Raw genomic sequence first — 21,985 nt, 5'->3', positions numbered from 1 at the left:
CAGCGCTGTCACCGTGCGGCGCGCCAGACACGTGCGAGGTGGCTGACATCAGATCAGCCGCTGGGCCACCAATGCATCGGCTACCGCCTGGAAGGTGTTTTCCGGCACCGGGTCGCCCGCCACGCTTCGCTTTGCAATCGACTCGGCAAGACTTGCGTCGGGCCACAGAGCAATGCCCAGTGGCGCGGCGTCGGCCAGCAATGCGGCGGACTCGTGCTGTGCGGCGCGACAGACCACTATCGGCACTGGCGTTTCGCCGCGAACATAACGCACGCCCACCACCCAACCGCCAGCATCGCCAATCATCAATGAAGCCCGCGCCAACCCGAGCTTGGTCGCCAGGGCCTGCATTTCGCGCCGTTGGCGCTGACGTTCGCGTTTGATCATCGGGTCGCCGTCGACGTCCTTGCGTTCGCGTTTCTGCTCGCTGTGGCTCATTTTCATTTCTCGACCAAACAGCCAGCGCTGCATCAGCACATCCACTGCACCAACCAGCAGAAACGCCGCCAGCACGGTGAACACCAGCGGTTTGAGGACCAGATAAAACGTCGATTCAATGCAGCCCTCACCACAGCGCGACGACTCCATCAGCGCTTGCAGGGCCTGACGACCGACCACATAGAACGCCAGCCCCAGCAGTACCACCTTGACCAGCCCCTTGAGAAACTCAATCAGGTTGCGCATCGCAAAAATGCGTTTGAATCCCTCGGCAGGGTTGATGCGTTTGATGTCCGGCTGAATGGGCTCCACCGAAAACACCACCCCACGCATCGTCACGATGTTGGTCAGAATCACCGCCGCGACCGTTACCGCCACCACTGGCAAGGTAATGCCGATGACGATCTGCTCGGCATGATCGAGCAGCCGCGGCCAGACATCGTTGAAGGGCTCGATGTAAATCAATGCCGCGAGATCAATCAAGGCCTCGACCTGCGCACGCGCCTTGGGCAGCAGCACCGAAATACACAACGTACACAACAGAATGACCATGCCGGAGACCAGGTCCTGGCTTTTTGCGACCTGACCCTTCTTGCGCGCATCGCGCAGCTTCTTGTCCGTGGCCGGCTGGCTTTTCTCCTCGCTGGATTCGCCCATCAGCCGCCCTCGACCGCGAGCGCCTTGAGCACCTCGATGGTGCCTCGGAACTGTGCCAGTTGATCGATCATCACCGGGATCAGAAAGCCGATGTAGACCACCATCAACACTGAGAAAAACAGATTCTTGACCGGTAATGACAGGTCAAAAATATGCAGACTGGGGGCCATGCGTGACAGATAGGCCAGCATCAGATCCGTGATCAGCATGGCGATCAGCAGCGGCGCGACCATCAACACACCGATGCGCATCACCTGATCGAGAATCGCCAGAATCGACGTCAACGCCGCGCTGCTGAACAGCGGTGTAAATTCGGTCACCGGCCAGAGTTGATAGCTGTGGTAATAGCCGTCCACCATCAGGATGAAGCCGCCGGACATGAAAAACAGCGTGATCAGCATAACGGTGAGCAAGGTCGCCATCACGCTCGCCTCCCCCTGTCCAAGCGGGTCGACCAGTTGTTCCATGGTCGATCCACGCTGCAGGTCGATCAGCTCGCCTGCCACCTCGGCGGCCCAGAACGGGATGCCGAACAACAGCCCGATCAGCAACCCGATCAGCAATTCCTTGATCATCAACCCAGCCAGAAAGAATCCGCTGTGCTCGGGCATGGAGGTGAACGCGGAGAAAACGGGAAGGATCATCGGCACCGAGATGGCGACCGCCACGCAACCCCGAATCATGCCGGTCAGGCCCAAACGGTTGAATGCCGGCGTGATGATCACCACACCCATGGCCCGCGACGCAGCCAGCGATGTCGAACTGATCACCGGGTAGGCAACTTCGATGAACGCGTTGGTCAGATCAGCGCCCATGGCTGTTCAACGCGTCCACAGCGGAAAATTGTCCAGCACCTGATTACCCAGCTCGGCCACCTGCCCTGCCAGCAACGGCCCGACGAATACGATGACCAGCAGCACGCCTACCAGTTTGACCACTTGCGGCAAGGTCTGGTCCTGAATCTGGGTCAGCGCCTGCAGCAGTCCAACGCCTAACCCCACCACAATCGCCACGATCAGCGCAGGTGCGGACAGCAGCAGCACAGTCATCAGCGCCTGATTCATCAGCGACAGAAATACGTCCTGACCCATGACTTCAGCCCCCGTAGCTTAAAATCAGCCCGTGCATCAGGCGTGACCAGCCACTGAGGGCCACGAACAGGAATATCTTCAGTGGAATTGAAATCAACGTGGGCGAAACCATCGACATACCCATGGCCATCAAGACGTTGGACACCAGCAGATCAACGACCAGAAACGGGATGTACAGTAAAAAGCCGATCTCGAAGGCCCGAGTCAGTTCGGAGCTGACGAATGCCGGGATCAGCACCACCAGATCATCATCGCGCAGGTCGGCACGTGCCTCGGGTGACCAGATGGTTTCGGTCGCCTGCACGAAAAACCCGCGCTCGCTTTCGTTGGCGAACTTCGACAGATGTGCCTGCAAGGGCGGCCGCAAGGCGCTGCCCAATTCCTCGAGCTGCTGAACGTTCTGCAGACTGAGATCGCGGCCCTGCACCTGCCGATACATGTCGCCGATCAGCGGCGTGGTGACGTAGACCGACAGGATCAGCGCGATGCCGTAAAGCACCAGGTTCGGTGGTGTCTGCTGTACGCCCAGTGCGTTGCGGATCAGGAACAGCACCACAGATATTTTCATGAAACCGGTCAGGGTCACCACGGCCAGGGGAATCAGTCCGATGGTGGCAACGACCAGAATGATCTCGATCAAATTCGGCTGGTAACCGTTCATGAGCCGCTGAAGCCAAGCAGGCGCACGCCCAGACCGTCGCCGATGGTCACCAGTTCACCACGACCGATACGGCGACCGTTGACCATCAGGTCCACTTCGTCATGCGCCTGGCTGGTAAAGGGCAGAACGCTGCCAGGGGCCATTTCGCGCAGCTGCGCAAGGGTCAGCTCCATGCTGCCCAACTGGCAGATCAGGGTCAGCGGCAAATCGTCCAGCGAGGCATCCAGATCGGCATCGGTGCTCATTTCACTCATCGGGTCATTCCTGTCAAAGGGATACGGAGAAAATGCAGGGCTGCCGGGACGCAACGCGCCTTGCCAGACCAGCGTGTCGCCCTGGCGTCTGACGACGGTCTGGCAGTGACGCCCCAGCCGCAGCAGCACCTGCGCATCGGCCAGGGTGTCGAGCATCACTACATCGCCCGGTAACAGGCTGCGCAGTTCGGCGTGAGTCAATGGCGCCTGCCCGGCTTCGATGCTCAACGCCAGACGCAAGCCTTGCAGCGGGTCACGCGTGACCGCGCAGTGCTGCTCAAGCAGCGCGCTCACCCGCTGGGCGCTGGCGGCGTCGAAATGAATTTTCAACGCCTGAGCCGGCTGATCGCCGGCGCGCACCTCGACGGCGACCTGCAGGCCCTTATGCGGTTGGTCGGGCGTGCATGGCACTACGCGCAGAGGTTCGCCCAACAGCCCTTCCAGCGGCTCGATCAAGCTCAACCAGGCCTGTTCCAGCAGCAATGCGTCAGCGTCGGTTTCGATTGCTGCACCGGGCTGCCAGCCCAACCCCGAGAGCTCAAGCAGCCGCAGCGGGATATTCAGTTCGATCCGATGCCCGCCGAGCGCGATGGCCACACGCACCGGCTGCCGGCACTCGCCACTCGCGCTGGCCCAAAGCACCTGCACCGCTTGCCCGCCCAGCAGCACCGGCCAAGGCTTCAGGGCGCGGTGCAGCCGGTTGTGCAGGTCCAGTGCCTCACTGTCGAACTGCGCCAATCGCGCCTTGAGCACCTCGCGGCACGACGGATCGGCAGCAATCGGGCCGGCATACATCGTCATGGCTCGGTTCCTGATATCTGGGCAGATGTCACAGCAGTTGCAGCGGCACTGCCAGGCGCTGCTGGCTGATCGGCTTCGTCACGCTGTTCGGCCAGACGTGCATCACTTCGCACGCGCTGCTCCACCAGGCTTTGCCAGGCTTTGGTTTTCTGTTGCTGCTCCCTGTGAACGTGCCTGAGGCGCTCGCGGGCCTGCTCTTCGGTCTCAAGCGTCAGGGCCACGGCATCAGCATCGGCCTGCAACGCCACACGTTCATCATCCAGTTGCTGCAAGCGCTCCTGGGTCGCTCGCCAGGCGCTGACCGAAAGCCCCTCACTGAACCGGCCATATGCCTGCTCGGCTTCCCGAACGAGCTTTTCCCGGTGCAGACGCAAGGCTTCACGGGCCTGATCGAGCTCGCTGTTGGCCTCACGGCAGCGTTCACGTTGTGCAGCAAGACGCGCTGTGGCGCGCTGCTCACGCAGCACGCGCAGGGCCTGCAAGCTGTGCAAGTCAGCCGTTTTCATAAATCTTTCCCATGGCAAATGCCGTTCGGCATCGAAAGAGAACATGCATGCGATCAGTCATCACAGCGAGATGTGCAAGGGGTGAGCAACCAACGTTCCAATTCATGCCAGCACCTTGCGCATCTGCATCAAGGTCAGTTCCAGACTGTCATGCTCGGTGGCGGGCTGACGCAGAAAGGCCTCAATGTCTGCGTGCCGGGCAATCGCCTCATCGGCCAGCGGGTCGCTGCCGGCCGCGTATTCACCCACCTGAATCAACAGCTCGATCTCCTGGCGCCGGGCGATGAGCTCGCGCATCCGCGATGCCAGTTGCCGGTGTTCTGTTGTCGCGATGTGGTCCATCAGGCGGCTTCGACTGCGCAGTACGTCGATTGCCGGAAAATGATCACGCTGTGCCAGATCGGCGCTCAGCACGATGTGGCCGTCGAGAATGGAACGGGTTTCCTCAGCCACCGGGTCCATGCTCGCATCACCTTCGGTCAGCACGGTATACAGCGCCGTAATGCTGCCTGATGGTCCAGGCCCGGCGCGCTCCAGCAGACGCGGCAACGCCGAGAAAAACGACGGCGGATAACCGCGCCGGGTCGGCGGCTCACCCACCGCCAGACCGAGCTCACGCTGAGCACGGGCAAATCGGGTCAGGCTGTCCATCAGCAGCAGCACGCTCCGGCCCTGGTCGCGATGATATTCAGCCTGGGTGGTCGCCACGTAGGCCGCCCTGACCCGCTCGGCGGCAGGCCGATCCGAGGTGGCAACCACGGCAACCGTGCGCGCCCGCGCCGTGGCATCCAGCTGCCCCTCCAACAGTTCACGCACTTCACGCCCGCGCTCGCCGATCAGGCCGATGACAATCACATCGACATTGCTGTTACGCACGATACTGGCCAGCAGTGAGGACTTGCCCACCCCTGGCTCGCCAAAAATACCCATGCGTTGTCCCTGCGCCAGGGTCAACAGGCTGTCGATGGCACGTACCCCAAGCGAAAGTGGCTTGACGATGCGCTGACGACTGAACGGCGCGGGTGGCTCGGCATGCAAGGGGTAACGCTGCAAACCGCTGGCAACCACCGGTGCAGGACCGTCGAGAAACTCGCCCATCGGGCTGATGACCCGGCCCAGCAAGGCGTCGCCGACCTGCACGCCCAGCGCCTGGCCGGTAGCGATGATCTGGGTACGGGTCGACAACCCTTCCATGGAGCCGATCGGCGACAGAATCGCGTCATCCTCATCGAACCCGATCACTTCGGCCGACAGCTCTCGTCCGTTTCCAGGGTCGCGCAACATGCACAGCTCGCCAATCCGTACCCCGGCCACACTGGCGCGCAACAACACGCCGCGAATGCTGCGCAAGGTGCCGCGCATCGGTCTGGGCTGGGCGAGCTGCAAGCGCCGCTGAAGACCGGGCAGCAGCCTGATCAGGGCCTCATTCAAGAAGCATCCCCTTCTGCCAACGGCAACAGCGCACGCCGCAGGTTGTCCAGTTGCGCGTCCAGCCCGAGTTCAACGGAGCCCGCCGGGCTACCCAGCCGCGCTTGACCGGCTGCCAGCTGATCGTCACCGACGACACTCAGCGACTTCAGTGCCGGCGGCGCCTCGTGGGCCAGCCGTCGACGCAACGCTTCGACGTCGGCACGCGGCACATACAGCGTCAGCGCCTGATCCTGACGAAACGCCGACAGTGCCTCTGCGGTGCAGCGCAGCAGGCGTTCGTGGTCATCCAGTTCGCCCAGCACCTGGCGGGCAATCCCCAGCGCCAGTTCAGCCAGCGAGCTTTCCAGTCCCGCCAGGTAACGCTCGACCTCGGCGCTGGTCTTTGCCAGCAACGCCGCGACCTGCTCGGCGCCGTCCTGACGGGCGCGCTCGAAACCTTCGGCGCGGGCCTGCTCCAGCCATTGCGCACTGTTTTCGCGAACCGACCGCGCCTCCTGATGAGCGGCCTCGACGAACGCGTAGCCGTCGATCCAGCGGGCCGCTTCGGCAGCGCGCACGATCCGTGAAGCGGGTCGGGTCGGCAGATCACTCATGGTCGTCGCTCCCGGTCAGCAGGCGGGCAACGGCTCGCACCACAGCCACCTGTCGTTCATCGCCTGGCTGAGGCTGATTTTGCGCAATGTCCAGACGCAGGCGCAGCCAGGCTTGCAGTTCGATGGGTTGGGCCTCGAGCCAGGCGGCCACGCAGCGCGCACCATCGCGATCGATGGCCTGGACGAGTTCGACCGGTGTGCGCAGCAGGTTGGCGGCCCCGGCCAGTTGGCGCTGAGCGAGTGCCAGTGAAAAAGCATCGTCACCCAGCAATTGACGGTACTCGCTGACCACGTCACCACGAATTTCCCGACTCAGCGTGGCGGCATGCCAGACCGCGCCACACAAGCGCGGCAAACGTGCAAAATCTTCGTCGGTCAACAACAGAACAGCCAGGTCACTCTGCGCTGGCTGTTCCAATTGCGGCAGTGGTTGCAGCTTGAAATGCGCATTCAACAGCTGCTCGAAGCGTGTAGCAAAGCGCGACGAATCGCGCAGTGAAGCCAGCGTGGCAGGATCGACATCGCGTTGCAGGCATTCGGCCAGCCAGCGTTCGCGGACAAACGTCAAAGGCCGCTCGACGAGTGCCTGCCACTGCTCGGTCAGCGCAGCATTCATGGTGCATCACTCAAGACATAGGTGCCCTCGACCCGGCGACGTTGCCAGAACTGACGACTCAGCAATCCGGCAAGCACCAGCGCGATCAGCAACAGGCTGCCGAACAGCCAGCGCGCCGCCGGAACATCATCCTCCAGCATCCACAGCCCGAAGAAGCTCGCCAGTTGCGGCTGCGCGCCGGCCTTGTCGGGGAGCGCTGCCTTGATAGCCGTCACCGACACACCGTCGTAGCCCAGCCCGGAAATACCATTGGCGACCAGGGTCTTGATCTGCGGTATCAGCACGTTGATGTCGGTGCGCGGGTCGTAGCGCACCAGCACCGAGGCCGAGGACGGCGAAATCACCCGCTTGAGCAGGTCATTGTCCGGCAGCACCACATGCACCCGCGCGGACAGAATGCCGTCGATCTGCGAAACCGTGTGTGACAACTCTTCGCTGAGCGCATAGACCATCTGGGCGCGCTCCTGTACTGGCGAGGACACCAGGCCATTGCCCTTGAACACCTCGCCCATGTTGGAGAAGCTCTGCCCCGGCAAGCCTGCATCGTCCAGTGCTGCCATGGCCTCGGCGAAGCGCTTTTCGTCGACCATGACCTTGAGCTGGCCGTTGTCCTGCACCTTGCGCGACGCCGGTATGCCGTCGCGCAGCAACACAGCCAGCATGGCATTGGCTTCTCGCTCGCCAAGGTTGGTGTAGAGATCGATGTCGCAGGCCTGCAACAGGCTGGCAAGCGTGGCCACGATCAGCAGGCGCAGGACACGGCAGCGTTTGGACATGATTCATTGACCTTTGAGAAGGGTGTTGGCGGAGCCGGATATCTGGGTCGCCCCGCGCACCACCATCTGGGTTTCGATGGAGTAGTCGAACATCCGCCCCAACGACTGCACGATCTGATCGACCTGCGGCCCACCGACTTTGCCGGTCGTCTGAGCAGCGCTCGCGGCAGTTGTTGGCGGCTGACTGGCCGCCTGCGGCGCGCTGCCCTGGGTCAAGGCGTCGGCACGCTGGGAGAACTGCCGAGAGCGGTCGATAAAGCCGTCCAGCCGCTCCATCAGGTTGGTGCCGATCTGATGCGGGCTGGCGCCCTGCGGCATCCCCTTGGACGTCTCGGCCATGTGTTCGAAGAGGTTCTGCGAAGCCTGCGGCCCCGCGCCTCCTCCCGGCGACGGCAAGGCAGCCGCCGCCGGTGACGCAGCTAGATTCACAGACATGGTCGTACCCTATTCGGAGTCGTCATCGGACTGGGCTTCATTCAGCATTTCCTGAGCTCGCGGCATGATGATGAACTGCCCACCGATGGTGACGGCCTGAGTGATCAGCGCGTCGTTGAACTCACTGTCGCTGGAGGCCTGTTCGGCGTTCTCGACGGCGGCGTTGAAACGCGATTCCTGACTGGAAACATTGACGTCGACATTGCTATCTACGGAGTTGACGGACATGGGTAGTGCTCCTTTTGGGGTTACTGACGGTCGGTGGCGACTTGAGTGACGACACCGCCTCGAAACACCCGCACACCGCGTTCGCGCACCACGGGTGCGGCCTCGGCGACAGGTTGACGATCCACATGCTGCTGAATCTGCGCCAGATAAGCTGGCGGTCCGGACACGAACAGACTGTCGTTATCCGGGCTGACGCGACTGGACATCGGCTGGCCGGAGACCTGCAAGCGGGCCAGATAGTCCTGCAACTCTTGCAGCCGGGTGCCCTGCAGGTCGAAAACCCGCGTACCGACCTCATCAGCGCCCGCGATGTGCAGAACGTTACCGTCGAAGTACCAGCTCAACTGATTGGCATCGCACAGGCGGCCAAGAAACTCTCCAGCCGTTTCGCCGCGGACCGTACCGCGGGCGTTGCCGCGTACCTTGTCGGAGAACACCACGATCAGGTCGAGGTTCTGCGCGAACTCGGTGAGTGCACCGCGAATATCCTGGTCGACCAACACATAGGCATAAGGCTCTGCGAACCACTCGGGTTCGCGCTCCGACGCCGCGTTCAACGCACCGGGCAGTGAGCACAGCAGAATCACCAACAGCCGTAGCGCGATGCGCCACTCAGCCTTGAACAACGGCATGGCGCCCTCCCTGCCGGTTGCGGCGCTGCCTCGAACGCTGGCCCGCAGCGACACGAAGAACCACGCTCAAAAAACGGTCGCAATTCAGCGCCGGGGCTATAAACTGGCGCTCGCCCGCGAAGGCCGTCGACGGCTGAATTGCCTCGCCCCGTCCCCTTTCACAAGAGCCCCGTCCATGCCACCTCGTTCCATCTCCACGTTGTTGTTGCTCGGCTGCCTGACCCTGACGGCGTGCACGACCCAGCCCAAGACCGATGCCAGTTACGAGCGCTTCATGCAACTGGCCGCCGACCTGGAAAAACGCGGCGACTCGACGACGGCTGCGTCGTTCTACCAGCGCGCCACGCAACAGCCTGAAGCCGGCGTCGAATCGTGGCGTAAACTCGGTGCCGCACTGCTTGCCAGCAACGACACGCGCGGCGCGGAGCGCGCCTATCAACGTGCGCTGGAGCTCAAGGCCGATGACCCTGACGCCTTGTTGGGCCTGGGCACCGCGCAGTTGCGTCAGGGCAAGCTGCAACGCGCCGTCACCGTACTCAATCAGGCCGCGACTGCCCTGCAGCAGCCGCAGGCGTGGAACCGACTGGGCATCGCCTACATTCTCAGCGGTGAGGCCGACAAGTCCCAGAACGCCTTCAATACCAGCCTTCGTCTGGCACCGAACGATCTGGACACCCGCTGCAACCTGGCCCTTGCCTATGTGCTGGGTGACGACAATAAAAAGGCCCTGGAAACCATTGACCGCGTTAGCCAGTCGCCGCTGGCGCAACCCCGCCACCAGCGCAATCAATTGCTGGTGATGGTGCTTGCCGGTAAAGAGAAAGACCTCAAAAGCATGACCTTCGACGACATTCCCAAGGCCGAACGCAGCAAACTGATCGCCGAGGCTCGACGTATCAAGGCAATACCCGACCGTGCCGAACAGGCACGCGAATTGGGTCTGGTCGACGCTCGCTGAAATCATCGCGCCTCCCGAGTGTCGGTGTTGGCCTGCTGCTCCGCCTGACGGCGGCGCAGTTCTTCGCGGTCATAGCCATCGATGTACACCTGCGCGGCCCGCCCCACCGGGGCTGCCATCACCGGGCCAGTGCTACGGCCCTGCACCACGTCCGAGCGCTGCTCGACCATCTGCAACAGAATCAGATTGCTGGCGCAGCCCGGCGGCAGCAGCGGCTGAAAATCTTCCCCTACGCCAATGTCGTCCTGCGCAGCGGGCTGCATGCAGGCATCCGGCACCAGTTCCACGCGACCATCGGCGCGGGTCACCGCCGTGTAATCCGGCGAGTAGCTGACCGGGTCAAGGTGAGTCTTGCAGCCTGCCAGCAGGCATAGCGTCATCAGAATCGGCAGGCGTGGCATGCTTGAAATGAGGTTCATGGCCGGTTCCTGTCAGTTCATGTAAAAGCCGAACGCGCCGCCACTGCGCGGTCCGGCCGCTGCGGTGCTGGCTGCGCGCTGCTTGTCCAACGGGGTGGCGGCCACACGCTCCTTGACCGGTTCGACCAGATAAGGGGTGATCAGAATCACCAGTTCGGTCTCGTTGCGCTGAAAGCGTTTGGAGCGAAACAGACTGCCAAGAATCGGCATGTCGCCAAGCATCGGTACCTTATCCATGTCCTGACTGCTCTCGCGCTGGAACAGCCCGGCAATGGCGAATGTCTGGCCGCTGCCGACTTCCACGCGGGTGTCGGCACGTCGCACACGGAACGAAGGCACCTGGTAGCCATTGACGTCCAGCGTGGTGGTGCTCATCAGGCTGCTGACTTCAGGACGTACTTGCAGGGCAATACGGCCGTTGGGCAGCAGCGTCGGGCTGAACAACAGCGAGACGCCGTAAGGCTTGTATTCGATACCGACCACCTCACGGTTGACGGGCACCGGTACAGCCACTTCACCTCCCGCCAGAAAGCTCGCCGTCTGCCCGGTCATCGCCGTGATGTTCGGCTCTGCCAGCACCTCAAGCACGCCATTGTTTTGCAACGCTTCAAGCATCGCATCGATGTTGACGTTACCCGAGGTGAGCCCGGCGCTGATGACGTTTGACGCGCCGCTTGCGGCATCGGCAGCCAGGCTGCCACCGGTCAGCAGGCCAAACGAAAAGGTGCCGTTATTGAACAGCGCATTCCAGTTCACCCCATAGCGCAGCAGTTCGGAGCGTGAAACTTCAGCGAAACGTACACGGATGTTGACCTGTGCCGAGCCTGCGTAAGTGGCGCTGTTGACCGTCGACTGAAAGTTCTGGCCCTCGGTGCTCAGCAAGGCATTCAGGTCGGTCGCTTCACCGACATCCTGGACGGCGCCGCTGGCGATCACACGGCTGCCGCTGGCATTGATGCGCGCCTGACTCTGCGGGTGCAGCGCCTTGAGCGGGCGGCTCACCGCTGCTGTGCCGCTGCTCACGGCGAGGCTCAGGGTCGCGGTTTCCCGACCCTCGCTGTCCAGCGCGATCAGGCTGGTCTGCCCGGCTGTTTTGCCGAACACGTAAATCACACCGGGCGATACCACCTGCAGGTCGGCAATGCCTGGCTCTGCGACCATGACCGAGTCCACCGGTGCCGAGAAATGCAGAACCCGGCCTTCGCCAATCGCCAGATCAACGGTGCCCTTGGCGCCTTTGGCGATGGTTTCGGCGTTCGCACCACCAGCGATGAGCAAGGCACTGAGCGCCAGAAACAACAGACGAATTACAGAAGCGGAACAGATCATGAGGCAGTCGCCAGAGAGGTGGCCGCGTCAGCCTTGGGGGCCGGGCGCGCAGTGATATCGGTCAGGCTGACAGTGCCGACCGCTTGAAGGTTGTATTCGCTGGCCAGCTCGCGATACGACAGCACAGGCAACTGCAGCTCGCCACGCAGGATGATGCGGCGCAGGCCGCGACGCAGCTCGGGGTGTACCAGCAATACCGTCGACTCATCTTCGGGCAGCACAGCGCACAGGCGCCGCAATTGTCCAAGTACGGTCCGTCCAATGTCATCGGGCAGCGCGTCACGATTTCTGTCCTGGCGGCCCAACGCGGTACGCAATTTTTCTTCGAGGGCAGGGGCCAGCACAAATGCGCTGATCACCCGGTTGCGATCGGCATACTGGTGGCTGACCTGACGCGCCAGCGCTGCGCGCAGATGTTCAGTCAGACGCCCGGCATCGGCTTCGCGACCGCCCCACTCCACCATCGCCTCCAGCAATCCACGGCGGTTGCGTATTGACACACCTTCGGCAACCAGCAACCGCAATACTTCGGCAATACGTTGCAGGGGCAGGATGCGTAACGCCTCCTTGACCAGTTCTGCGTACTTGCCTTCAAGCTGCTCCAGCATCACGCGGGTTTCCTGAATACCCAGGAAATCTGCAGCATAGCGACGCAAGGTGCGCTCCAGCGTGGCGCGCAGGATTTCGTCGGCGAACAGAAAGCCGATGCCCGCCTCCTGCAACTGATCGGCATGCTCGCGATCTACCCAACGACCGGGACGCGAACTGATCGGCGAAGGGGCTTCGAAGGGCTCCACGGAGATAAGTTGAGCATGCAGCGGATCATCCTGTAGCAGCAGCGACGTGGCACTGAATTCACCTTCGCAGACTGGTACGCCCTCCAGCTCGACCTGAAAGCGATCTGCCGCCATTGAGCGATCCAGATAGACGTCCGGCACCGGCACCTCGACTCCCAGATCCGTGCGAATGTCGTGACACATGGCTTCGATGCGCTGGCGCAGCGGCTGCAGGGGTGCCGCCTCGGCCAACCCTGCCCCGATACTCAACAGTACCTGGGTGTCGCGGGGACGCTCGGCATCCTCCTGCACGACGACCGGCTCGGGTTCAGTCGCCGACAGTTGCTCAGGTTGCTCGAGCTGTGCAGTGGGAAGGCTGGCCCGATGCTGACGACGCCAGAGGAAAAATGCGCTGCCGCCAAGCAGTGCCGCCAGCACTACGAATACCGGCATGGGAAATCCGGGAAGCAGCCCGACGCCAAGCAGAATCAATGCGGTCAGCCCCAGCGCCCGATGGCTGGCCCCCAATTGCCTGACGATTTCGGTGCCCAGGTCGCGCTCTTCGCCATCGCTGTTGACCCGCGTGACCACGGTGCCTGCAGCCACCGAAATCAACAACGCCGGGATCTGCGCGATCAGACCATCGCCGACGGTCAGCAGCGAATAAGTATGCGCCGCCTCGGCGAATGGCATACCCCGCTGAACCATGCCGATCATCATGCCGCCCAGCAGATTGACGAACAGGATCACCAGCCCGGCAATGGCATCGCCCTTGACGAATTTCATGGCACCGTCCATGGCCCCGAACATCTGGCTTTCCCGCTCCAGGCGCGAACGACGGCGCCTGGCTTCGGCCTGATCGATGTCACCGTTGCGCAGATCGTTGTCGATGCTCATCTGCTTGCCCGGCATTGCATCGAGGGTAAACCGTGCAGCGACTTCGGCGACCCGCTCGGCGCCTTTGGTGATGACCACGAATTGCGCCACGGTAATGATCAGAAACACCACCAGCCCGACCACGACCTGACCTGCGATCACAAAGTCGCCGAACGCCTTGACGATATGACCGGCATTGCCATCCAGCAGGATCAGACGTGTCGTGGTGATCGACAGCGAAAGACGAAACAGGGTGCTGAGCAGGATCAGCGGTGGCAATGCCGAAAATTCCACCGAATGATTGATGTAAAACGCGACGATCAGAATCAGCAGGCTGAGCGCAATGTTCAGAGCAATCAGCGCGTCCACCAGGTAGGTGGGCAGCGGTATGATCATCATTGCGATGGCCATGAGCATGACCGCTACGATGATCACATCGGTGCGTTTCGAGGCAATTTCGGCCAGTCGGTTGAGGCGGTTCATGAGGGTCATTGCGCGGCCCTCCGGGCATCCAGATAACGTCTGAAACACTGACGTGCTTCGTCCCTGCGACCGGCCTTCCATAGTGCCCGGCTACGCAACAAAAGCAGGGACGGACTTTCGCCCTGCTGCTCGACCAGACGGTCCAGTGCAGCGAGGGCCCTGTCAGCATCTCCACTGTCAGTGAATGCCAGAGCCAGACTGTGCAATAGCGCGGTGTCGGTCGGCGCCAGCTGGATGGCAATCAGCAACATCACCAGTGCCCGCTGCGGCTGACCGCTGCGGCGGTACAGATTACCGAGCCCGGTCAACAACTCGACACATTCGCGGTCCTGGGCTGCACTCATGGCTGCACCTCGGCGCGCTGCTGTTCAAGCAAGAGACGCAATTCGATTTCCTCTCGAATCACCGCTTCAGCCAACTCGCGGATTTCAGGTTCTGCATCCAGCGCGGGCAGCACTTCATCAAGAACGTAGTGCAATACTTGCAGCGAGCGCGCCGGGCCAAACAATGGCGCGGCGACACCAGCGGCCTGCTCGGTCTGTTCAAGCTCGCCACGCAGTGAGCGACGGAGCTTGCGCTCGCGTTGATCCAGCAGCGCTTCGAATCGCGTGCCTTGTCTGGGCTGCGTCGGCGCGACACGCTCGACAGCTGGCAAGGACTCCGGAGAAGTCGGGGTGATGGGTCGCAGGTCGACTTTCATAATGTGAAGGCAAACCGTTCCTGACCACGCACCAGACGTACCTGATCACCTTCGATACTTTCCAGCGTCCAGTCGTCCGCCAGTATCGCGCCGGGGTAGACGCGCTTGCCATGCTCGTCGATGACATATGGATTGCGTCCGAACCAGACGGCTTGCAGGCGCACACGTGGTGTCGCAACCGCCGCGCTCACCTGAACATTGGGGGTCAGGACGATGCGCTGACCAAAGCGGCTGTCGAAATCGCGCTGAACCTTTAACCAGTTGCTTTTAAGATCGGCGGGATAGCTGCCTGCCACACTCAGCTGACCATCCTGCTCGTGGACGCGCAATTGACCAAGCCTGGCGTCGCGCAGTGCTTGATCCAGCCAGGTCCGGGCTTCGGCCAGCGTCGGCGCAGATACATTGGCAGGCGCTGCAGGCATACCGACGGCACCGCGATGCGACACAGCCTCTGGCGGCGCACGAAACGCAAATGCAGTGGCGCATGTCACCAGCAGCAACAGCGCGCCCAACACCGGCACCTTGAATGCGTGCAGTTTACGCGGCTCAACGGACGAGGCTTTTGCAGGTCGAGTACTGCGCAAGCGCAGACGGCTTTGTCCAAGCGTCAGTTCGACGGGCAACCCGAGTCGCTGCCCATGCCCCTCGGGGATAAGCAGACTCTTGCCAAGCGCATCCATTGCGGTTACGTCGCCGCCCATCGCTTCAATGGCAACGAGATCTTCGGAAAACCGCAGGCGCGCATGCTGCGCAGCGATACCGGCATCGCCCAGCACGAGGTCGGCCGTGGCGGCACTGCCGATTGTATAGAGCGGCTTGTCGAGCGTCAGAGCAACGCCCTGGTGCAAGCCGTGGAGAATTTCGAGCAATGCCACGCCATTATCCTGCTCGGCAGCGTCTGGCGTTGCGCTCAATGAAATCAGGGCTGTCATGATCGAGTCACCACCGTGTGATCTACCGGAAACGGCACGTCAGAGCCGGGTAAAGCTGTCGATCGAAAGACGTGGTGCAAATCGTGCAAGAAGCGAGTGTGGGCGGCAGCGCCGCCGCCCACACCACGACATCAGTTCTGAGGACGTTGCTTGGTAGCGTCCAGCTCTGCCTTCTTGGCAGTGGAGATTTCAGTGATCTTGGCTGATTTCTCGATAGCCATGTCAAAGGTAGCGGACATCTTTTCGATTGCCGCGTCCGAATTGCCGGAGCTTACTGGTGCAGTCTCACTCATGTTGTTTCTCCTTGCTTCGAGGGGGAAGTTTCAACTGCCGAGAGGCAGAGCAATATGCCATCACCGAACAGTGAACCCGGGACTGTTACTTGATGATCCCAGCAAGTACTTGATGATCCCAGCAAGCAATGCGTTCACTGTTCCGCCAGATCAATACTACGCAAGGCGAATTATCGGATGCTGTGAAAAGTTGTGAAATTGCGTTTTCACAACCCGTTAAAACAATTAACCAACAATGATATCAAAATGATATTTATTACTGTCTTATTTCTGGAGAGATTAAGTTTTCAGGTATCAGCCACGCCACAGATACTGTGCTGCTTGGCCTCCAGACGTACGAGCTGATACTCGGCAGGCGTGTGAAACGTTGTGAAAACGCAGGCATTGATCTTCCTTATCGCCCGCCAAGTGTTAGTGTCTGCTCAGTAAGTTCACTGACCGGACATTCGTAAAACGAGAACCCGTTCAAACTATAGAAGTGTGCACTCGTTTTAACCATGCCCTGTGCAATGTGTTTGAAACTTCAGGGTCGCCAATGTGTATTGCCTGACTGTCAAGGCTGCTGCGCAACACATGGCGATTTTAGCGAGCGGCTGAAGTACATCTTGTTCAACGGCCAATCGCATCTACTGTCCACACCAGGAGTTACCCGCCATGTCGACGTCAACGGTCAGCCCGACACCCGCCCCCAGCCCTGCCCCCAGCGGTAACGCGAACATCCGCTTCAATCAGGTGCTGCAATCGAGCAACCGCAGCAGCACCTATCGTCCGGCAAGCGCGACCGAGAAAGCGCCTGCGCTGGGCGATTATGCGTCCATAGAAAAGCCGGGCACTGTCGCCGCCGATACGATTCGCTATGTGACAGAGAAAGGTGATCACGTACTGGTCTACCGGTCCACCAGCCCGGCGCTCTACCAGCAAGTGGTAGCGGATCAGCCCAGGCTCGCCGGCTTCAAGACCAGCGTGACGCAGGGCTACAAGCCGGCTGCGGCGGGTGCCGAGGCGCCATCGAACCTGGGTGGCTACCTGCGCATCGGGGCACCGGATGAAATGGGGCCGGGCCTGATTCGCTATGAGGCCGCCGACGGCAGCAAGATCATGGTGTCGCAACAGGACAACCCGGAACTGTTCAAGCAGGTTGCATCGGACTTCAAATCCCTTTCCGGCATAAACAGCAGCCAGCAGGAGGGCTATCGGGCGGCCGGCGCGGATGAAAAAATCCCCGCAAAACTGGGCGATTTCGCAGAAGTTGGTCCGGTCGACGAGGTCGGACCGGGGGTGATGCGCTATGTTGACCGCGATGGCAACAAAGTTGTGGTGTCCGAGCGCGATAACCCCGATCTGTATGCTGCCGCCAAGGATGCCTACAACTCGCTGACGGGGCTGAGCAAAAGCGAGTCGGAAGGTTATCGCCGCGCGGGCGACAATGAAGTCTGGCCGCCCGTGTTCGGCACCACCGTCGGCCCGCTGAACGAGGCCGGCCCTGGCACCATTCGCTATGAACACAACGGCGAAAAAGTGGTGGTCGCCCGTGATGACAATCCCGGCCTGTTCAAGTTTTTGACGGGACTGCAAAGCGTCGTTTCAGACCCCGAAAAACGCGCAGCGCTGGAAAAGGCGGTCAATGAAGGACAACTCCTCGCCGACGGCAACACGTCTTTACCGGGCCTTAACGACATCACCGAATTCAACTGGATACCCGGCCAGGAAGGCAGCCAGATCAGCTACAAGAATCAGAGCGGCGAAGTGATTGTCGTGACCCAGGCACTGACACCCGATCTGTTCGACAAGGTCACCACGCTAAAGGACGCTTGGGACAAGATCAACAGCAGCCGCGAAGAAGGCTACACGTTGGCAGGCCCCAACGATTTTCTGAAAAACCAGGACATCACCATCGGTTCGCCAGACGAGCTGGGTTCCGGGCTGATCCGCTTCGAGAACGACGACGGCAAGTTCATCGTCTCCAAGGACGCCAGCCCCCAGCTGTATGACGACGTGGTGCAGAAATGGAATGAGCTGGGCACCGGCAATATCAGTGAAACCCGCAGTCGACATAACCTGCCCGGTGCGTCCGAAGTTGACCTCATGGGTCAGAAAACCGGTGTGAAGGCTGACAAGGATGACGAAAAATCCGAAGAACTGAATGTGGGTGAGCTGGCGACCAAGGAGCTCCTCGACCAATACCGCGAAGGCGTAAAAAACGGTGATATCCCCAAGGACGATCCGCGCGCCAAGCTGGTCCGGGCCATCGAAGCGCAGGCCGCCTACGACAATGGCCGCGGCCTGACCGGCTACGAGGAGGCACAAGGTGCATTCGGCGGCACATGGCGAGAGTTCGACAGCAAGCAGACTCAGCTGAGCTCGGCGGACATGCACGACATCATTGACGGTGGCAAGCTGCAGGAGCAACTGACTACGCTGTTCTCCGACCCTACGGTGCAGCAGGACTACCAGAGCAAGCTGACCGATGCCGTGAACAAGGTGCCCAACAAGGACGAGATCAAGCAAAAACTGCTGGACCTCACCGCGAGCCCCGACTACGTACTTTACCTCAAGGACTTGCAGAAACAGGGGCTCGGCCAGGAAGCGCAAAAGGACCTGAGCGACACGTTGTCCTCACTGGCACTGGTCGATCCCGAAGCCGCCAGCAAGGCAGCGCAGTCCATCCAGGCCGACGGATTGACCAGCGACCTCAATGACCTGGTGGCCGACCCTTCGAAAATCAGTGACGAAAACAACGCCCTCGCCACCAAGGATCTGTTCGGCCTGCTCAAGGCAGAACTCAAGGGCTTTTTGGTGGACATGCCGCGCTTCCTGCAGCCGACGTTCGAGAAATTCATCGAGGAAGGCGTCGTGGGCAACGCCAAACCTGCTGATATCGCCAAGGCGCTGAAGGAAGTGGGCGATGCTTATCAGAAAAATGGCAAAGTCAGTGAGGCCGACATAAAGACTGCCCTGTCCAAGCCTTATATTCCGGTCGCCGATCGCGGCAAGCTGGGCGAGATTTTCAACACGCTGAACAGCAAGGGTGTCATGGGCTCCGTCGCGGCTGGCGTGTCTTTGTTCTCGGCCATTTATCAAATGGTCGGGAATGGCGGCAAGCTCGGCGAGACACCGCTCCAGCGCCTGGCCATCGCCAAGGACTTCCTCAGCTTTGCCGGTGGCGCCAGCCATTTTGTGCGCCTGGCCGACAAGGTGGGTGACCTGATGGGCAAAGGCGGCCTGGTTGATTTACTCGGGCTGGACAAAACCGTGCCGGAAATCTGGGGCAAGCAGGACATGAAACCGCCGAAGGTTGAAGTCAGCCCCAGCGGTCTTTCTGCGGCACGGCTCGACGAGATCCGCAATGCACTGGACATCCCTGATGACACGCGGATGGCCGTTATCGGTGACCTGACCGGTAGCGCTGAAAGCGAACGCACCGCAATGCAAGGCATCTCTCAGCGACTGGACAGCGAGACCAAGTTGAAGCCGGGGATGGCCAGCAAGATTGCCGGTTCGGTGGTCAAGGTTCTCGGCCCGGCGACAGACCTGGCCGGCGGTTTCGCCGACATCGTGCTGGGAGCGTTTACCATCAGGGACGGTGTCAAATCCGGTGACAAACTGGCTCAGGCCGCAGGCGGTCTGCAAATTGCGGGCGGCGCGTTCGGCGCTTCAGCCGGCGTGCTGGGCACCGCCGCACTGGTGGGTGCAGGAGGCGCAGCGGCCACAGCCCTGGCCGGACCTTTCTTTCTGGTCGGGGTGGTGGTTGCGGTGGTAGGCGGAGTCATCGGCTACTTCGTGGACCACAACAAAAAGCAGAAAGCCTCCGAAAAGGAAAATGACTGGTATCGCGACCTGGCCGCTGACGGCCTGTTGCAGGCTGACTGGGGTGACAAGGTCGAGTACGCCCACTATTCGATCCATCACTACAGGGAGCGCGAAGCACCGGAAGACGACAGCCTGTTTCGTTTCCAAAGTGCCGAATGGAAGCATTTCGACGAGACGCCACAAGAGGACGGTTCATCGAGCAACCGCCTGGATGGCGAGTTGCATGTGGAATACGGCGAGACGCATAAATCACCGGATCAACAGCAGCGTGAAGATTTGAGAAACGCACCCCGCTGGACTGGCCCGAAAATCTGAGTTTCCTCTGCGCAAACGACTCCAGGGCCGCCATCAGACGGCTCTGGAGTCAGGCGCTCTGCGGGACGATCAAAGCTTGCCGATCTCTCCGGTCGCCTCGCCAATGGTCGCCAGCGTGGCCTCGATATCATCGATTGCCTGTTCAAGCCCGACGAACGATTGCTGGATAGCTTCGCGGGTGTCTACCGTCTGCTGCCCCCTTAAACGCTCAACACGCTCCAGTTCACTGAGCTGCAGGTTACGCACCTCCGCCCTTAACGTTTGCAGTGTCTTCCAGACCAAACGGAACTGTTGCTGGCTATCATGTCCCACCTTCGTATCCTCTGTCGATCGGCTCAAGTGCAAGGTTGAGACAGCCTGCAAACCGAATGCTCCACTTTATTGCGCGCAGTGGAACTGAAACCGCCGCCGGTCAGGCTTGATGTCCATCGGATTGAATTTACCTCCGTTATCAGGATCACTTTTTCATGCCTGTACCGACTGCTGTCGCTGCCAGATCCTGAATGACGCTTGCTTGCGTACTGTAGAAAGCAGCGTCGCTGACGGTCTACGCTCGAACGAGCCAATGAACAGACCAACGCTTACCCTCTTTGGCCTTTAGCCTTGTGTAGCGTCAATGAAAAGGAATTTTCTACCATGGCCACTCCCGACACCTCATCACTGCGCCGGGCGATCACCGCTCCCATGTTGACCCTGTTCATCCTCGGCGACGTGCTGGGTGCTGGCGTCTATGCATTGGCAGGCACGATAGCCGGACGCGTCGGCGGAGCCATCTGGGCGCCCTTGCTGATTGCCCTCTGCTTTGCCTTGCTGACCGCAGCGTCCTACGCCGAACTGGTGACCAAATACCCGCGTGCGGGCGGTGCCGCGGTGTACGCCGAAAAAGCCTTCGGCAAGCCGCTGCTCTCGTTTCTGGTCGGCTTCTCCATGGTCGCGGCTGGCGTTACCAGCGCTGCCGGACTGGCCGTGGCGTTTGCCGGCGACTACTTTCAGGCGCTGCTCGACTGGCCTGCGCAGTGGGTCTGTGTAGCATTTCTGGTCATCGTCGGCCTGCTCAACGCACGCGGTATCAAGGAATCGCTTTCAGCCAATCTGGTCATGACAGTCATCGAGCTGAGCGGCTTGCTGATGGTCATCGCTGCGGCAGTGTGGTTCGTCAGTCAAGGGCAAGGCGTGCCGCAACGCGTGTTTGAACTGGACAGCGCATCCCCCGCCACAGCGATTCTCGGTGCCTCATTGCTGGCGTTCTATTCGTTCGTAGGGTTTGAAACTTCGGCCAATCTTGCCGAAGAGATCAAGGATGTGCGCAAGGTCTATCCACGCGCCCTGTTCGGTGCACTGCTGGCTGCCGGCGCGGTGTACATGCTGGTTGGCGTGGGCGCAGCGATGGTCCTGCCGGTCGAGCAACTCAAGGATTCCCAAGCACCACTGATGGACGTAGTGAGTGCCTCGGGGCTCGGCATACCTGCGCCCTGGTTTGCGGTCATTGCGCTGATTGCGGTGGCCAACGGCGCGCTGCTGACCATGATCATGGCCAGCCGACTGACCTTCGGCATGGCCCGCGAAGGACTGTTACCTGCAGTGATGGGTTCGGTGCTGCCCAAGCGCCGCACGCCGGGGCTGGCAATTCTGGCGACCACGCTGGTGGCCATTGCCCTGTCCTTCACCAGCACCCTGACCATCCTCGCCGAAACAGTCGTGCTGTTACTGCTCTTCGTATTTCTCAGCGTGAACATCGCCGTGCTGGTACTCAAGCGCGACAAGGTCGAAGCCGGGCACTTTCAGGTCCACTGGGTTATTCCGCTGCTGGGCATTCTTTCGTGCCTGTTGCTGCTCACTCAGCAAGGTCCGGAAACCTGGCTGCGAGCAGGCATCATGCTGGCGGTCGGTGCAGCGCTTTACGGACTGACCCGGCTGGGCAGCTCGGCGCTGGCGCCGCATTCTCGCTGAAACGCGGAAAGAATGGATTCAGACC

The 21,985-nt window shown here is 61.0% G+C and carries 24 protein-coding genes; 3 read left to right on the top strand and 21 right to left on the bottom strand.

Annotation, left to right across the window (positions count from 1 at the left end; all coding sequences use genetic code 11):
• Positions 1 to 48 precede the first annotated feature (48 nt).
• The 13 genes from PI739_RS18055 to PI739_RS17995 all read right to left on the bottom strand — a co-directional run bounded on the left by PI739_RS18055 (position 49) and on the right by PI739_RS17995 (position 9,119).
• Positions 49 to 1,095: an EscU/YscU/HrcU family type III secretion system export apparatus switch protein gene (locus tag PI739_RS18055; RefSeq protein WP_003434215.1), complete on the bottom strand. Its 1,047-nt coding sequence runs from the start codon at positions 1,093 to 1,095 to the stop codon at positions 49 to 51.
• Positions 1,095 to 1,910: a type III secretion system export apparatus subunit SctT gene (gene sctT, locus PI739_RS18050; RefSeq protein WP_003369214.1), complete on the bottom strand. Its 816-nt coding sequence runs from the start codon at positions 1,908 to 1,910 to the stop codon at positions 1,095 to 1,097. Before sctT ends, PI739_RS18055 begins: the two co-directional genes overlap by 1 nt.
• Positions 1,911 to 1,916: 6 nt before the next feature.
• A complete protein-coding gene (locus PI739_RS18045; protein WP_003369212.1) occupies positions 1,917 to 2,186 on the bottom strand; it encodes an EscS/YscS/HrcS family type III secretion system export apparatus protein in 270 nt (89 codons plus the stop codon).
• A 4-nt stretch (positions 2,187 to 2,190) separates the two neighbouring features.
• The gene (sctR, locus tag PI739_RS18040; protein WP_003369210.1) at positions 2,191 to 2,847 is read right to left on the bottom strand and encodes a type III secretion system export apparatus subunit SctR; all 657 of its coding nucleotides are present in this window, start codon (positions 2,845 to 2,847) and stop codon (positions 2,191 to 2,193) included.
• On the bottom strand, positions 2,844 to 3,902 hold the full coding sequence (gene sctQ / locus PI739_RS18035; RefSeq protein ID WP_003434218.1) for a type III secretion system cytoplasmic ring protein SctQ: 1,059 nt from the start codon (positions 3,900 to 3,902) through the stop codon (positions 2,844 to 2,846). The genes sctR and sctQ overlap by 4 nt, the downstream gene beginning before the upstream one ends.
• Positions 3,899 to 4,408, bottom strand: a complete 510-nt coding sequence (locus PI739_RS18030; protein WP_003369203.1) for a hypothetical protein — start codon at positions 4,406 to 4,408, stop codon at positions 3,899 to 3,901. Before PI739_RS18030 ends, sctQ begins: the two co-directional genes overlap by 4 nt.
• Positions 4,409 to 4,510: 102 nt before the next feature.
• The gene (locus PI739_RS18025; RefSeq protein ID WP_044309599.1) at positions 4,511 to 5,839 is read right to left on the bottom strand and encodes a FliI/YscN family ATPase; all 1,329 of its coding nucleotides are present in this window, start codon (positions 5,837 to 5,839) and stop codon (positions 4,511 to 4,513) included.
• The gene (locus PI739_RS18020) at positions 5,836 to 6,432 is read right to left on the bottom strand and encodes a FliH/SctL family protein (protein WP_003369199.1); all 597 of its coding nucleotides are present in this window, start codon (positions 6,430 to 6,432) and stop codon (positions 5,836 to 5,838) included. Before PI739_RS18020 ends, PI739_RS18025 begins: the two co-directional genes overlap by 4 nt.
• The gene (locus tag PI739_RS18015; protein WP_271352075.1) at positions 6,425 to 7,048 is read right to left on the bottom strand and encodes a type III secretion protein; all 624 of its coding nucleotides are present in this window, start codon (positions 7,046 to 7,048) and stop codon (positions 6,425 to 6,427) included. Before PI739_RS18015 ends, PI739_RS18020 begins: the two co-directional genes overlap by 8 nt.
• Entirely contained in the window at positions 7,045 to 7,824 is a 780-nt protein-coding gene (gene sctJ, locus PI739_RS18010) for a type III secretion system inner membrane ring lipoprotein SctJ (protein WP_003434222.1), read from the bottom strand. The genes PI739_RS18015 and sctJ overlap by 4 nt, the downstream gene beginning before the upstream one ends.
• Before the next feature lie 3 nt (positions 7,825 to 7,827).
• Entirely contained in the window at positions 7,828 to 8,259 is a 432-nt protein-coding gene (locus PI739_RS18005; protein WP_032609606.1) for a hypothetical protein, read from the bottom strand.
• A 9-nt stretch (positions 8,260 to 8,268) separates the two neighbouring features.
• Positions 8,269 to 8,487, bottom strand: coding sequence for a hypothetical protein (locus PI739_RS18000; protein ID WP_003369190.1), 219 nt, complete (start codon positions 8,485 to 8,487; stop codon positions 8,269 to 8,271).
• Positions 8,488 to 8,507: 20 nt separating this feature from the next.
• Positions 8,508 to 9,119 carry a hypothetical protein gene (locus PI739_RS17995; RefSeq protein ID WP_003369189.1) on the bottom strand — a complete coding sequence of 204 codons (612 nt, stop codon included), beginning with the start codon at positions 9,117 to 9,119 and terminating at the stop codon, positions 8,508 to 8,510.
• Between the two features lie 175 nt (positions 9,120 to 9,294).
• Between PI739_RS17995 and PI739_RS17990 the strand changes: the two genes are divergently transcribed.
• Positions 9,295 to 10,077 carry a tetratricopeptide repeat protein gene (locus PI739_RS17990; RefSeq protein ID WP_042930740.1) on the top strand — a complete coding sequence of 261 codons (783 nt, stop codon included), beginning with the start codon at positions 9,295 to 9,297 and terminating at the stop codon, positions 10,075 to 10,077.
• Positions 10,078 to 10,079: 2 nt separating this feature from the next.
• Here the strand turns inward: PI739_RS17990 and PI739_RS17985 are convergent, their stop codons facing one another.
• From PI739_RS17985 to PI739_RS17955, 7 genes are all read right to left on the bottom strand, one after another.
• On the bottom strand, positions 10,080 to 10,496 hold the full coding sequence (locus tag PI739_RS17985) for a hypothetical protein (RefSeq protein WP_096137262.1): 417 nt from the start codon (positions 10,494 to 10,496) through the stop codon (positions 10,080 to 10,082).
• Between the two features lie 12 nt (positions 10,497 to 10,508).
• Positions 10,509 to 11,825 (bottom strand): type II and III secretion system protein family protein, encoded by a 1,317-nt coding sequence (locus PI739_RS17980; RefSeq protein ID WP_096106803.1) that lies wholly within the window; start codon positions 11,823 to 11,825, stop codon positions 10,509 to 10,511.
• Positions 11,822 to 13,969 carry a type III secretion system export apparatus subunit SctV gene (gene sctV, locus PI739_RS17975; RefSeq protein ID WP_271352074.1) on the bottom strand — a complete coding sequence of 716 codons (2,148 nt, stop codon included), beginning with the start codon at positions 13,967 to 13,969 and terminating at the stop codon, positions 11,822 to 11,824. Before sctV ends, PI739_RS17980 begins: the two co-directional genes overlap by 4 nt.
• Complete coding sequence (gene sctY, locus PI739_RS17970; protein ID WP_003434227.1) at positions 13,966 to 14,304, bottom strand: type III secretion apparatus assembly chaperone SctY; 339 nt, start codon at positions 14,302 to 14,304, stop codon at positions 13,966 to 13,968. Before sctY ends, sctV begins: the two co-directional genes overlap by 4 nt.
• Complete coding sequence (locus tag PI739_RS17965; protein WP_271352073.1) at positions 14,301 to 14,660, bottom strand: hypothetical protein; 360 nt, start codon at positions 14,658 to 14,660, stop codon at positions 14,301 to 14,303. Before PI739_RS17965 ends, sctY begins: the two co-directional genes overlap by 4 nt.
• A complete protein-coding gene (locus tag PI739_RS17960) occupies positions 14,657 to 15,592 on the bottom strand; it encodes a SctD/MshK family protein (protein ID WP_271352072.1) in 936 nt (311 codons plus the stop codon). Before PI739_RS17960 ends, PI739_RS17965 begins: the two co-directional genes overlap by 4 nt.
• A 131-nt stretch (positions 15,593 to 15,723) precedes the next feature.
• Positions 15,724 to 15,885 carry a hypothetical protein gene (locus tag PI739_RS17955; RefSeq protein WP_003369172.1) on the bottom strand — a complete coding sequence of 54 codons (162 nt, stop codon included), beginning with the start codon at positions 15,883 to 15,885 and terminating at the stop codon, positions 15,724 to 15,726.
• 654 nt (positions 15,886 to 16,539) lie between these two features.
• On the opposite strand from PI739_RS17955, the gene PI739_RS17950 reads away from it, so the two are divergent.
• Complete coding sequence (locus tag PI739_RS17950; protein ID WP_058416147.1) at positions 16,540 to 20,010, top strand: hypothetical protein; 3,471 nt, start codon at positions 16,540 to 16,542, stop codon at positions 20,008 to 20,010.
• Between the two features lie 69 nt (positions 20,011 to 20,079).
• Here PI739_RS17950 and PI739_RS17945 read toward each other — a convergent pair whose 3' ends face one another.
• A complete protein-coding gene (locus PI739_RS17945) occupies positions 20,080 to 20,322 on the bottom strand; it encodes a hypothetical protein (protein ID WP_042930737.1) in 243 nt (80 codons plus the stop codon).
• Positions 20,323 to 20,646: 324 nt separating this feature from the next.
• Between PI739_RS17945 and PI739_RS17940 the strand changes: the two genes are divergently transcribed.
• The gene (locus tag PI739_RS17940) at positions 20,647 to 21,960 is read left to right on the top strand and encodes an APC family permease (protein ID WP_003369165.1); all 1,314 of its coding nucleotides are present in this window, start codon (positions 20,647 to 20,649) and stop codon (positions 21,958 to 21,960) included.
• Positions 21,961 to 21,985 lie beyond the last annotated feature (25 nt).

Source organism: Pseudomonas cerasi, from assembly GCF_027983475.1.
GTDB classification, from domain to species: domain Bacteria; phylum Pseudomonadota; class Gammaproteobacteria; order Pseudomonadales; family Pseudomonadaceae; genus Aquipseudomonas; species Aquipseudomonas cerasi.
Note: the sequence above shows the minus strand (reverse complement) of the source record. Positions and strands in the feature narration are given on the sequence as shown.